Genomic DNA, 11690 nt, shown 5'->3' with positions numbered 1-11690 from the left:
AAGTACACCGAAATTGAGGTAAGCTTAAAATACCATAATTCGGAGGTGCGCTTTTTCATGTCCTATCAGCCATTAGTGTCCATCATTATCCCTACGTATAATCGCCAAATTGAACTCGCTGAGCTCGCAGAATCATTATACCGCCAAACGTATAAAAACCTGCAAATCATCATCGTTAACGATTGCGGCCCCTCTGTCGATTTCATTCAGGAATTATATCCGGAACTGGCTATTCAGATCGTCAATATGCCGCAAAACTTGAAGCACGTTCATGCGCGCAACCGCGGATTGCAAGAGGTGAAAGGCGATTACATCATGCTCTGTGATGACGACGATCTGCTGCTCCCGATCCATATCGAGCGCATGCTGCAAGAAATTGAAGGCTATGATCTCGTCTATCCAGACGTAGAAATTTTCGATTACGTATATGAAAATAACGCCCGTTCCATCACAGATCGGTTCGTATTTGCTTATGAATTCGATGTGCCTGCGATGCGCAGGTTTTCGACCTTCTTCTCTTCCGGCTGTATATTTCGTCCCGAGGTTATCAACGCACTGGGCGCTTTTGACACGGACGTATTTCATTATTGGGACTGGGATTTCTTCTTACGGGCAGCCGAACAATTCCGCGTGAAACGTGCGCCAATAGCCAGTGTACTCTATGCATTCTCTCAGCAAGGCAGCAGCAACATGTCCGGTCAGTTAGACAATATGCGTCCTTATTTGGACATGCTTTCAGCCAAGCATCAACTCGGTGAATTGCCTACGAAAAATTTCTTCCTCCTGCTGGAAGAACCGGAAGTGAAAGCGCGCCAAGCCGTGACCGAAATCATCTGGGACGGGAAACCAATTCGTTCTCGCCTATCCAAATAAGCTTTTGGCATAGAAGCTTCGAAACTCGCTTGGCGTCATTCCTTCATGTTCTTGAAACCGCTGGTTGAAATAACTCGCGCTGGCATAACCTGACTCCTTGGCGATGTCTTTGATCGGCCAGTTCTCCTTTTCAATTAAACGCTGCTTAGCGAATTGAATACGGCAAAGAGTAATGAAGGAGAGCGGTGTCATCGACATGGCTTTACGAAACAATTTGCAGAAATAGTAAGTGCTTACGCCTGTGAGCTCCGCCCACTCTTCCAAGATGAACGGTTCACAGGCTTTTTGCTGCATCGAGGGAAGTAAGGCGAGAATGCGATCCACGGATTCCATCCCGCGATTTCCCGTTAAAGGCGCCGCATAGCTCATGAATTCGCACAATATCTTATACGTCAGCGTCGAGAGATTTGTTGTCCGAAGAATGTTATTCGTCTCCGCCTCCAGCAGCAGTTCGTGAAACGCTTCTTCAAGCTCATTCCATCGCTTTAACGTCCACAAGGTACGCAGAAATCCTCTTTCCAGCATAAACTCCTTAATATGATTTCCATCAAAATGAACCCATCGGACATCCCAAGGATCTTCCTTCGAGCTGTAGTATTTTTGTTCTTGGTACGGAAAATACAGAAAAGCATCCCCTTTTTGAATGGGATACTGTTCCCCCTCAATTTCGACGTACCCTTTACCTGAAACGATGAAATGCAAGCTAAAAGTCTCGCATAACCTTTCGGATCGATAGACAGAATGATTGGGGAGATCCCGATACCAGCCAACTGATTCTGGAAAAATGAAATGAGAAGATTGCTGCAGCCTTGGCAGCATGACATGCCTTTGCATCTTTACGCATCCCCTTCTAATGACAATATTCCGATACTAGGTGCAATATATTATCATATTCATTTTAAATAACTCGTTTTATAATAACAATATACCGTTATTAAATATTTTATAAAAGGAGAAGTGCTGTAATGACAAAGCTTCGTTGGGGGATTTTAGGTTGCGCCAATATTGCCATTAAGGCTTGTATTCCTGGTATCAAGCAGTCTCAAACTGGTATTGTAAGCGCTATTGCCAGCCGCAATTTGCAGAAGTCACAGGAAACTGCTGCTAAGCTAGATATTCCTAAGGCTTACGGCAGTTATGAAGAATTGATCGAGGATCCGGATATTGATGCCTTATACATACCGCTTCCGAACCATCTGCACAAAGAGTGGACGATTCGTGCTGCCCAGGCTGGTAAGCATGTACTTTGCGAGAAGCCAGCTTCTCTTACGGCAGATGATGTTCAAGAAATGGTCACGGCTTGCGAACAAGCCGGGGTGCTGTTTGCTGAAGCCTTCATGTATAGACACCACCCGCGGTACGAGCGGATCAAAGCCATTATGGACTCGGGTGAAATCGGTGATATTCGCGGAATTCATGGTGTTTTTACCTTCTGTAATCCGGGTGATAGCAAAAATGTTCGCTTCGTACGCGAGTGGGGGGGCGGCGCGGTCTATGACGTAGGCTGTTACCCATTAAGTGCAGCAAGAATGCTGTTAGGCAGAGAACCTGAGGCTGTAACCACCCATGCTTTCTTCTCACCTGAGCATGATGATGTCGATATGATGATGTCCGGCTTAGTTGAATTTAGCGGCAATGTTGCGCTAACCTTTGACTGCGGGATGTGGGCCGCTTTCCGAAATAAGATTGAAGTGTTAGGTACGCTGGGACGCATTGAAATCCCTTCGGCTTTTATAACGCCAACTGAAGAATCTGGTCACTTTAAAGTATTTGTAGGAAATGATCAACGTGAAGAAGAGGTTCCCTTCCTGAACCAATATTCACTGCAAGCGGACGACATGGCTTATGCTGCTTGGGGTGAGAAAGCACCTCGCTTCCCAGCGAGTGATGCTATTAGCAACATGAAAGTGATTGATGCGTGTCTGAAGTCAGCTAGAGAGCGCTCGCGAATTGTGATTAATCAATAATCATTTTTAAAAAGAAAGCAGGGATGTTTTCATATGAAACACATTCAGATTAAAGGATTAAATAAACCCGTATCTAAACTGATCATGGGATCGGACTTTTTTAGACTGGACAATGGTCAAGAAGTCAGTGATATCCTTGGGCATTATCTGTCTATCGGCGGAAATACGATTGACACTGCGTTCATCTATTGTGGCGGCCAAAGCGAGCAAGCTCTTGGGATTTGGCTGGATGAGATGGGCAATCGCGATGACATCAATATCTTTACCAAGGGCGCACATCATGATGCTAACGGGCCCCGAGTGAATCCGGAAGCGATTCGCAGTGACCTGTTCACTAGTCTTGAGAGACTGCGTACTGACTACATTGATCTTTATGCGCTTCATCGCGATGACCCGGCAACACCGGTCGGCGTAATTCTCGAAGCGCTGAATGAACATGTGGAAGCTGGAAGAATCCGCGCATTTGGCGGGTCTAACTGGACACATGAACGTCTGCAAGAAGCAGCAGATTATGCTGAGCAGCATGGTCTAATTGGTTTCAGCTTTAGCAGCCCTAACCTTAGCCTCGCCAAAGCGAACGAGCCATTCTGGGCCGGCTGCGTCTCAACCGATGAAGGGGCGCTGCGCTGGCATGAAGCCAAGCAGTTTCCACTGCTGTCCTGGTCTTCGCAGGCACGCGGATTTTTCACTGGACGGTTCACACCGGAGAACCGCGAAAACGCCGACCTCGTCCGTGTCTTCTATAGCGACGAGAACTGGACGCGGCTGCGCCGCGCCGAACAGCTGGCGCAGGAAAAAGGCGTCAGCGCGATCCAAATCGCGCTCGCCTATGTACTGAGCCAGCCGTTCCCGGCATGCGCGCTCATTGGCCCGCGCAGCGAAGCCGAAATGCTCTCATGCCGTGACGGCGCGCAGCTTGTGCTGTCTGCGCAGGAGCTGGCATGGCTTGATTTAACCGCAGCGACGGTGTAGCAGCTGCGCAACCTTTGCGGCACCGTTTGTGTGCCGCTTGAAGCCCCCCGGCCGATATTGGGGCTGTTGACAAAATGGGTTGAGGATCTTGTCCTCAACCCATTTTGCTGTATTATAGAGTTTTTGTTGAATGGAAGAGCAACATTTCCATCTACACTGTCGCCTTAATCATTCGTTTTATGTTTAGCGCCAACGCCGAAAAGAGGCAGTGTTCCGTAGCGTTACGGATGCCCCGTTTATAGGTTCTGCTTAGATTGTGAGATTGTTTCATGATTCCGAATGTGCCTTCGCACCAAATACTCCGAAGACGCTTGAAGTTCCGATACTCTTCGCTCTTAGCCCGTTCCTTGTTGCGTTCTGTTGCTTCATGGAAAAGAGTTCGCCGAATGACTCGATATTTCTTCGACTTTCCAAAACATTGTTCACGCAGCGGGCATGCTTTGCAATCTTTGGTCTTTGCCGCATACACACTTCGATAAGGGGTCTTCATTCCATCACCCTCGACATGCGTAAACTTCAATGTCTTTCCTTCAGGACACAAGTAAGTGTCTAATTCTTCATCATATTGGAATGGTTTACCTCCAATGGCCTCAATACTGCTTTCTTTTACGATTGGTGAGATGTACCCTTCAATGTTTTGCTTTTCTAAAGCGTGATGCACCACTGCGCAGTCGTATCCTTTGTCAGCACAAACCTTTTTAATTTCAAGATTAAACCTTTCTTGCTGAGCAGCTAATCGCCCAGCGTAGGGTTCGTGGTCATTCACATTACCTGGAGTTACATGGATATCCGTGATAATACCGTAGGCCGTGTCGATACTGGTATGGCTAAGAAAATGGAATCCGATCGGCTTTTTGGGCCGATTCATCAGACCAGTCTCAGGATCCGTCAGGCTTTGAGTAACTTCTGTTTGGATAGTGGTAGTCATGCGATCCTGTTTGACTCTCCCGCACTTCTTCTTTCCTCCGGCATCGCGCTCTACTTGCCGCTGACTCTCAAGCCGCCGCGCCTCTTTTTCTAATTCCTCCAAGTATTCCGATGGTTTCTTGTCCACCTTTACTTTTTCAGAATGGCTTAGCGATGCACTCGCTTTAACATGAGTCGAATCCGTTACAATAACATCGCCTGTTACAATTCCCTTTTGTATGCATAATGTCACAATGTGATCAAATATCTCTTGAAAGATAGAGCTGTTTTTAAACCGGCGTCGACGATTCTGACTAAGAGTAGAATGATCCGGAACGGATTCCATGAGATCTAGTCCTAAAAACCAGCGATACGCCAGATTCATTTTCACTTCTTCTTCCAACTTGCGTTCAGAGGAAATTCCGTATAAATACCCGATGAGCATCATTTTCATGAGAAGCACAGGATCAATAGATTTTCGACCAACGAGGGAATATAGATGCTTCACTTTGTCGTAAATAAAAGTGACGTCCACTTCTCGTTGAATAATTCGCAGCAAGTGATCTTTTGGCACATAATCCTCCAAGTTTAAAAAAATAAACTGGTGCTGCTTATCTCCGTTAACCCCCATCATGATCGGTATCCCTCCAAATAGAAAAACTGCATAGAATTAAATTCTACGCAGTCTCTACAAAAACCTCTCAATATTGTGTTTGTCAACAGCCCCATATTGGGCCGGGGGGCTTTGTGTGTTTGCGGATAATCACCTGCCGGATTTTACTTTTCTAACATTTTCCACTCAAATAGGAATCTCTGGGGACTCTTATTTGGCAGATTGAGCTTAAATTGGATAAAATCTGATCAGATAAGAGCCTCTAGAGACTACTATTTTTGCTTTTCTGGCACTTTCCACTCAAATAAGAGTCTCTGAAGACTCTTATTTGGCAGATTGAGCTTAAATTGGTTTAAATCTGAGCAGATAAGAGCCTCTAGAGACTGCTATTTTTGCTTTTTTGGCACTTTCCACTCAAATAAGAGTCTCTGAAGACTCTTATTTGGCAGATTGAGCTTAAATGGTTTAAATCTGAGCAGATAAAGAGCCTCTAGAGACTGCTATTTTTGCTTTTCAGGCACTTTCCACTCAAATAGGAGTCTCTAGCAACCCTTATGTGACGGATCACGGCTCCGCACCTCCATTCTTCCGCGCCATCCGATGGACGGCTTATCCATTGAATGATAAGATATACGTAAGCGTTATCTACAGGAAGAATAAGGATCTGCTCTTAGGAGGTACCATGGGAAAGACAGACATTCGCCGCGATGCGATTATGCAAGCCATTAAAGATAAAGGCTCCATTGCCCTAAACGATATCGTTAAGCAGTTTGCTGTATCGGAAGCAACGGCTCGACGTGATCTAGAGATACTCGAACAAGAAAAGCGCTGCATCCGCACCTTCGGAGGCGCTGTGCTTGAAAGCTTGAAGGTCGAAGTCCCTTTTTTCAACAAAATGGACCTCTACACCGATGAGAAGAAAGAAATCGCCGACAAGGCGCTGCGCTACATCGAGGATGGCGATATTATCGGTTTAACCGGTGGTACAACGACGACATTTATCGCTAAAAAGCTTAACCAATTCAAGAACCTTACCGTAATCACGAATGCGGTTAATATCGCCTATGAACTGATCGGAACGCCGGGACTGCAGCTTATCCTTACTGGCGGGGTAATTCGCACCCAAACCTTCGAGCTGTCGGGACCACTCGCCAATGCAACGTTAGAAAATCTCAGCATTCGCAAAACATTCATGGGTGTGGACGGTGTCTCGTTATCTCGTGGCATGATGATTTATAATGAGCTGGAAGCCGAGACCAATCGACGCATGATGAAGCAGTCCATGGAAACTTACCTGGTTGCCGATCATTCTAAGTTCAGCCGAAGCTCCCTGTTTGTGATAGGGGAAGTCCAAGAAACCATCGGTATTATCAGCGATTCAGCCATAACACCGGAAATGAAGCATGCTTTCAAGGAAGCCGGAGCTCCATTTCTATAAAAAAATAAAAACGGAGCATCTCGGGTTCATTCCTCCCGTAATGCTCCGTTTCTCTTTAGCAGCAGCGATTAATTTTACCGCTTTCATAACGTTCATGAAGGGAAAGCATGTAAAACTCCTTTTCAGTCAAAGGTGTATCATTGGAATGATGCTCCTGTTGATGCTTTAAGTATCTTTCATAGTCAGGGATATTGAAAATAACCTTGATTGTCGCACTGACCTTGTTTGTAAAGCTTGTTATTTTTTTCATGGCATCAGGCTCCAAATGTGGATTGTACAAAAGGTGCTTCATTTAATCTAGGTTTTTGTTTTTGAATTATGATCGTATACCATACCCGTAAAGAGATGATAATCATCAGAAGGACTACAATGCCGAAGAAGATCGTTAGCCCTGCATCGATATAATTATTCGTCACAATCTGGTGCATAACTTCCATATTTTTAGCTGGCGCGATGACTTGGCCTTTGTCAATTCCTGCTTGGTATTTCTTCGCTGCCGCTAAAAATCCAATAGCTGCATTATCGGAAAATGCTTTTTGGAAGCCGGCGGTCAATGTCGTCACGGAGAGGAACGCAAAGGGAAGGATACCTACCCATGCGTACCGGGCTTTGCCCATTTTTATCATAATCGTTACGGCTACGGCTAAGGCGATGGCAGCTAGCATTTGATTCGCGATTCCGAATAACGCCCATAAGGAATTGATACCTCCGAAAGGATCGATCGCCCCTTGATACAAGAAGTATCCCCAAGCCGAGCAAACAAGCAGCGAAGCAATGAAATTGTATTTGAATACTTTCGTTTGGCCAAATGGCTTGTAGAAGTTTCCGATCAAATCCTGCAGCATAAAACGTCCAACGCGCGTCCCGGCATCCACAGCTGTTAAGATAAAGACAGCTTCAAACAATATGGCGAAATGGTACCAGAATGCCTTGGCTCCATTAAGGAACGTTGAAAAAATCTCGGCCATACCTACGGCAAGCGTCGGTGCCCCGCCAGTTCTCGAAAGGATCGTTTTTTCACCGATTGCTTTGGCTGTGCTTGTAATCTGATCAGGAGTCAGCGTGAAGCCCCATGATGAGATTTTGGCTGCGACGGCAGCTGGATCGGTTCCAATCACAGCCGGTGAAGAGTTCATCGCGAAGTAAATGCCGGGCTCTAAGGCGCATGCCGCGATCAATGCCATAACGGCGACGAAGGATTCTGCGGCCATACCGGCAAAGCCGATAAAAGGCGCATGACTTTCTCTATCAATCATTTTCGGAGTCGTACCGGAAGAAATCAAAGAATGAAATCCGGAAACCGCTCCACAAGCTATTGTAATGAATAAAAATGGGAATAAATTGCCGGAAAATACGGGACCTGTTCCATCAATAAATTTGGTCACAGCCGGCATTTTCAGCTCCGGTAAAAGGACCATGATGCCACCAGCAAGTAAGATGATAACACCGATTTTCAGAAAAGAACTCAAATAGTCACGCGGTGCAAGAAGGACCCAAACCGGCAAAATGGAAGCAATCAGGCCATAGACGACCATTAAGATAGCGATTTGCGGAGCGGTGAAGGTGAACATATGGGACAGCATCGGACTTTCCGCTACGTACTGTCCTGACCATAAAGCAATCATCAATAAGACGAAACCAATGATGGAGCCCTCGATCACTTTACCAGGTCGAATATAACGCATATAAAAGCCCATAAATATGGCAATCGGCATGGTCATGGCAATCGTAAACATGCCCCATGGTGATTCAGCTAACGCTTTCACTACGACGAGTCCAAGAACTGCGACGATAATAATGAGGATCGCTAATGTTGCAATGGACGCTAACGTACCGCTGAATCGACCGACTTCGTCTTTGGCCATTTGACCGAGTGACTTTCCATCCCGACGCATGGATCCGACAAGGGTCACAAAGTCTTGTACGCAGCCAGCAAGAACGGCCCCGATAATAATCCAGAGAATACTGGGCAAATACCCCATTTGCGCGGCTAATATCGGACCAACAAGCGGTCCTGCTCCGGCGATAGCCGCGAAATGATGGCCAAAAAGTACATATTTATTGGTCGGGACGTAGTCTTTGGAATCGTTATGCACATGGGCTGGGGTTGCTCGTTTGTCAGTTAACTCGTAAATTTTCTTAGCAATGAACCGACTGTAAAAACGGTAACCAAAAGCATACGTACAGATAGCGGCAATGATTAACCAAACTGCAGAAATTTTCTCGCCATTCGATAGCGCGAGCATAGCGAAACCAGCTGCACCTAACGCTGCAATCGCACCCCAGATCACATACGAAGTAAATTTGTTTTTCATAACTATCACTCCTAGTAAGTGTTTTTTTCTTCAATCGACTTGGTTGATAACGCTTACAAGGAGTATAACTTGTTTGATTTCCGAGCGAAACATCTGGAGCGCATCATGCCATACTGGAGCCTTATGATGTTAAATTTCGAGTTTCAAACGCAGCATCTTCACATAATTTCGGCTAACAGGTATGCTGCTTCGCAGCGCGTCATCCATCCGCAGATTGTAAGCTCCGTTGACCCAGGTCTTCATCTCAACAATGGATGCCAGGTTGACAAGATAGCTTTTGTGGCAGCGAAAAAAACCGAATGGCTCCAACTTTTGTTCCAGCTCTACTAATGTATAGGAAACGTTATAGGCTTTATCGTGAAGATGAACCTGTACATGTTTGACTTCTTTACTAATATACGTGATGTCTTTTGGGGGCACATAGATAATGCCATCATCCAATTCTAGAGCTAGTTTTGCACTGGTCATTCCAGAGGAAGGTTGGAACAAGGCACCCAGTCCGTTCTGCATTCGAATTTTACTCAGCTCTCGGAAGACGATAGCTATATCTTCTTCGTCGTACGGCTTGAGCATATAGTGAAAAGCACGAAGCTTAAATGCATGGACGGCATATTGATCGTACGCAGTGGAGAATACAATCTTCACTTGCGGATTGATCTCCCCTACGATTTCCGCCACTTGAAGCCCGTTAAGATCCGGCATGTCCATATCGAGAAATAAGACATCCGGCGCTTGTTCTTTTACCTTCTTAATTGCATCCATTCCGCTGGTCGCCGGTGTCACTCTGTCTACACATTTGAACTGCTCTAAGAGATATACTAATTCTTCCCTTGCTGGCGCTTCATCATCAGCAATCACGATATTCCAGCCCACCAACCATCACCTCACCCAAAAACTAATTGTTGTACCTTCGCCTGACTTACTCGCAATTTCGAGTGGATGCTCTCTTCCGTAATGGTAAATTAGCCGCTGTTCGATATTCCGCAAAGCCATACCGGCATGTTCCCCTTGACTGTGAAGCCGGGCGATTTCTAGGCCAACTCCATTGTCCTCGACAGTAATACGCGCATGCCGCTTTCCGTTGTCCAGTTCCTCCTTCACCATAAGCTTGATCACACCGATTCCCTTCCTATTTTTGATGCCATGAACAATAGCGTTCTCGACAAGAGGTTGAATCGTAAACGGAGGGATCTGATGATCCAGTAACCCTTCATCGATTTCTGCATAAAATTCCAATTGATCCCCAAGACGTGATTTAATCAAGCTAAGGTAAGACATGACCAATTCATATTCGTCACGTATCGTAATCATCCGCTGGTTACTATGGCTCATGTTTTTGCGCAAAAACTTAGACAAGTGCATCACCATCTGACGAGCCTCTTCCGGTTTAGTACGAATAAATGATTTGACTGTGTTCAGCACATTAAATAGGAAGTGAGGATTCATCTGCGCCTGCAGTGAACGAATCTCCGCATCGGCCAGCAGCTGCGATTGTCTCTCGGACTCGACAAACGCATACTGCTGAGAAAGCAGACCGGCAAGCGAGGACAACATTCGTCTACGAGATGGATTATCATCCTGCTCTCGTTCGAAATACAAGCGAAATTGTCCAATAGGACGCTGATTCGGAATATGAATAAACAGGTCGATCCAATGCTTTGTTTTTCTTCCCTCAGCTACCCATTCCGAGCCGTTCTTGCTGAAAAATGCACCAACGGCCTTCATTTCCTCATTCAAAACTTTCGCGATTTCACGTACCGCCTTCTCGAATTCCAATCGCCAAAGTGGCATCGTCATATCCGCGATTTGCAGTGCTTTATGAGCATGCTCTGCGCCGATGCGATCCTCTTCGCGCTCCATTGTGTTGTACAGCACGAAATAAAGGGCCACCCCGATGCTGTTAGCGAGAGTCTGAGGTAAACCAATGAGCGAAACCAGGTTTACAGCGTCCCCCCAGGGCTTGGCGAGCGCAAGAATGAGTGCCATTTGCAGAGCTTCAGCCATGAAGCCAACAAGAAAGGCGAGTTGAATGGATGACACCTTACGGAAGCGTTTCTTGAACGCTTTGCGGCAAAGTCCAGCCAAGACACCTTGTAGAATAGGCGCAATCATACAGGCTACGGCAACAAATCCACCCAAGCTATAACGATGCAGGCCGGCTGCGACACCAACGATGAGCCCGCTTTTCACACCGCCAAGCAACCCGGCAATGACGACGCCAACAGTTCGTGCATTGGCAATAGCCGCTGTTGGGGAAACTTCGCCGATCCATGGAGCCGGTCGATACGTATAGTCGGAAACCGTCACACCTGAGTAGGTGGCCAGAATCGCATAAGCAGTGAAAAAGAAAAGAAAACGCCATTGATAGGTCCTGTTACCTTGATAACTCATATAACTGCGCATCCAGCGGCTGCGAGAAAAGGCAAATGCAAGCGCTATCAAGAATCCAACCCTTTCAATCATATCGACGAACAAATGAAGCATCGTTCACACACCTTTTAATATCTTTTAGAATAATCCTAGCAGAAATCGAGTGTCCTTGCAGTAAAAAAACCATGGTTTCTACGTTTGTAGAAACCATGTTCTTATGTGCCCTCTCGATAATC

Annotated in this window: 10 protein-coding genes; 4 read left to right on the top strand and 6 right to left on the bottom strand. The window is 46.1% G+C overall.

The features are described from left to right. The first annotated feature begins 57 nt into the window (after window positions 1-57). Complete coding sequence (locus QFZ81_RS07025) at window positions 58-873, top strand: glycosyltransferase family 2 protein (protein WP_307602051.1); 816 nt, start codon at window positions 58-60, stop codon at window positions 871-873. On the opposite strand, the gene QFZ81_RS07020 is transcribed toward QFZ81_RS07025, so the two are convergent. Then, window positions 862-1707: an AraC family transcriptional regulator gene (locus QFZ81_RS07020; protein ID WP_307602049.1), complete on the bottom strand. Its 846-nt coding sequence runs from the start codon at window positions 1705-1707 to the stop codon at window positions 862-864. The two genes, QFZ81_RS07025 and QFZ81_RS07020, sit on opposite strands and share 12 nt — an antisense overlap. A 131-nt stretch (window positions 1708-1838) precedes the next feature. Between QFZ81_RS07020 and QFZ81_RS07015 the strand changes: the two genes are divergently transcribed. Then, complete coding sequence (locus tag QFZ81_RS07015) at window positions 1839-2840, top strand: Gfo/Idh/MocA family protein (protein ID WP_307446320.1); 1002 nt, start codon at window positions 1839-1841, stop codon at window positions 2838-2840. A 33-nt stretch (window positions 2841-2873) separates the two neighbouring features. Then, on the top strand, window positions 2874-3812 hold the full coding sequence (locus QFZ81_RS07010) for an aldo/keto reductase (RefSeq protein WP_307446323.1): 939 nt from the start codon (window positions 2874-2876) through the stop codon (window positions 3810-3812). A gap of 151 nt (window positions 3813-3963) precedes the next feature. On the opposite strand, the gene QFZ81_RS07005 is transcribed toward QFZ81_RS07010, so the two are convergent. Beyond that, a complete protein-coding gene (locus QFZ81_RS07005; RefSeq protein ID WP_307601847.1) occupies window positions 3964-5352 on the bottom strand; it encodes an IS1182 family transposase in 1389 nt (462 codons plus the stop codon). 661 nt (window positions 5353-6013) lie between these two features. Between QFZ81_RS07005 and QFZ81_RS07000 the strand changes: the two genes are divergently transcribed. After that, on the top strand, window positions 6014-6769 hold the full coding sequence (locus tag QFZ81_RS07000; RefSeq protein WP_307446328.1) for a DeoR/GlpR family DNA-binding transcription regulator: 756 nt from the start codon (window positions 6014-6016) through the stop codon (window positions 6767-6769). A 55-nt stretch (window positions 6770-6824) separates the two neighbouring features. Here the strand turns inward: QFZ81_RS07000 and QFZ81_RS06995 are convergent, their stop codons facing one another. The 4 genes from QFZ81_RS06995 to QFZ81_RS06980 form a co-directional block, all read right to left on the bottom strand. Beyond that, on the bottom strand, window positions 6825-7019 hold the full coding sequence (locus tag QFZ81_RS06995; RefSeq protein WP_307446331.1) for a CstA-like transporter-associated (seleno)protein: 195 nt from the start codon (window positions 7017-7019) through the stop codon (window positions 6825-6827). 4 nt (window positions 7020-7023) lie between these two features. Next, entirely contained in the window at window positions 7024-9084 is a 2061-nt protein-coding gene (locus tag QFZ81_RS06990) for a carbon starvation CstA family protein (protein WP_307602047.1), read from the bottom strand. Window positions 9085-9213: 129 nt separating this feature from the next. After that, window positions 9214-9957: a LytR/AlgR family response regulator transcription factor gene (locus tag QFZ81_RS06985; protein ID WP_307450018.1), complete on the bottom strand. Its 744-nt coding sequence runs from the start codon at window positions 9955-9957 to the stop codon at window positions 9214-9216. A 6-nt stretch (window positions 9958-9963) separates the two neighbouring features. Then, complete coding sequence (locus tag QFZ81_RS06980) at window positions 9964-11568, bottom strand: LytS/YhcK type 5TM receptor domain-containing protein (protein WP_307602045.1); 1605 nt, start codon at window positions 11566-11568, stop codon at window positions 9964-9966. Between the last annotated feature and the right edge of the window lie 122 nt (window positions 11569-11690).

It is taken from the genome of Paenibacillus sp. V4I9 (assembly GCF_030817295.1).
GTDB lineage: Bacteria > Bacillota > Bacilli > Paenibacillales > NBRC-103111 > Paenibacillus_E.
Note: the sequence above shows the minus strand (reverse complement) of the source record. Positions and strands in the feature narration are given on the sequence as shown.

What these genes read in the sequence shown, in the direction of transcription:
- QFZ81_RS06995 (WP_307446331.1), bottom strand. Translation starts at nt 7,019, where the DNA reads ATGAAAAAAATAACAAGCTTTACAAACAAGGTCAGTGCGACAATCAAG.
- QFZ81_RS07000 (WP_307446328.1), top strand. Translation starts at nt 6,014, where the DNA reads ATGGGAAAGACAGACATTCGCCGCGATGCGATTATGCAAGCCATTAAA.
- QFZ81_RS06980 (WP_307602045.1), bottom strand. Translation starts at nt 11,568, where the DNA reads ATGCTTCATTTGTTCGTCGATATGATTGAAAGGGTTGGATTCTTGATA.
- QFZ81_RS07010 (WP_307446323.1), top strand. Translation starts at nt 2,874, where the DNA reads ATGAAACACATTCAGATTAAAGGATTAAATAAACCCGTATCTAAACTG.
- QFZ81_RS07005 (WP_307601847.1), bottom strand. Translation starts at nt 5,352, where the DNA reads ATGATGGGGGTTAACGGAGATAAGCAGCACCAGTTTATTTTTTTAAAC.
- QFZ81_RS07025 (WP_307602051.1), top strand. Translation starts at nt 58, where the DNA reads ATGTCCTATCAGCCATTAGTGTCCATCATTATCCCTACGTATAATCGC.
- QFZ81_RS07020 (WP_307602049.1), bottom strand. Translation starts at nt 1,707, where the DNA reads ATGCAAAGGCATGTCATGCTGCCAAGGCTGCAGCAATCTTCTCATTTC.
- QFZ81_RS07015 (WP_307446320.1), top strand. Translation starts at nt 1,839, where the DNA reads ATGACAAAGCTTCGTTGGGGGATTTTAGGTTGCGCCAATATTGCCATT.
- QFZ81_RS06990 (WP_307602047.1), bottom strand. Translation starts at nt 9,084, where the DNA reads ATGAAAAACAAATTTACTTCGTATGTGATCTGGGGTGCGATTGCAGCG.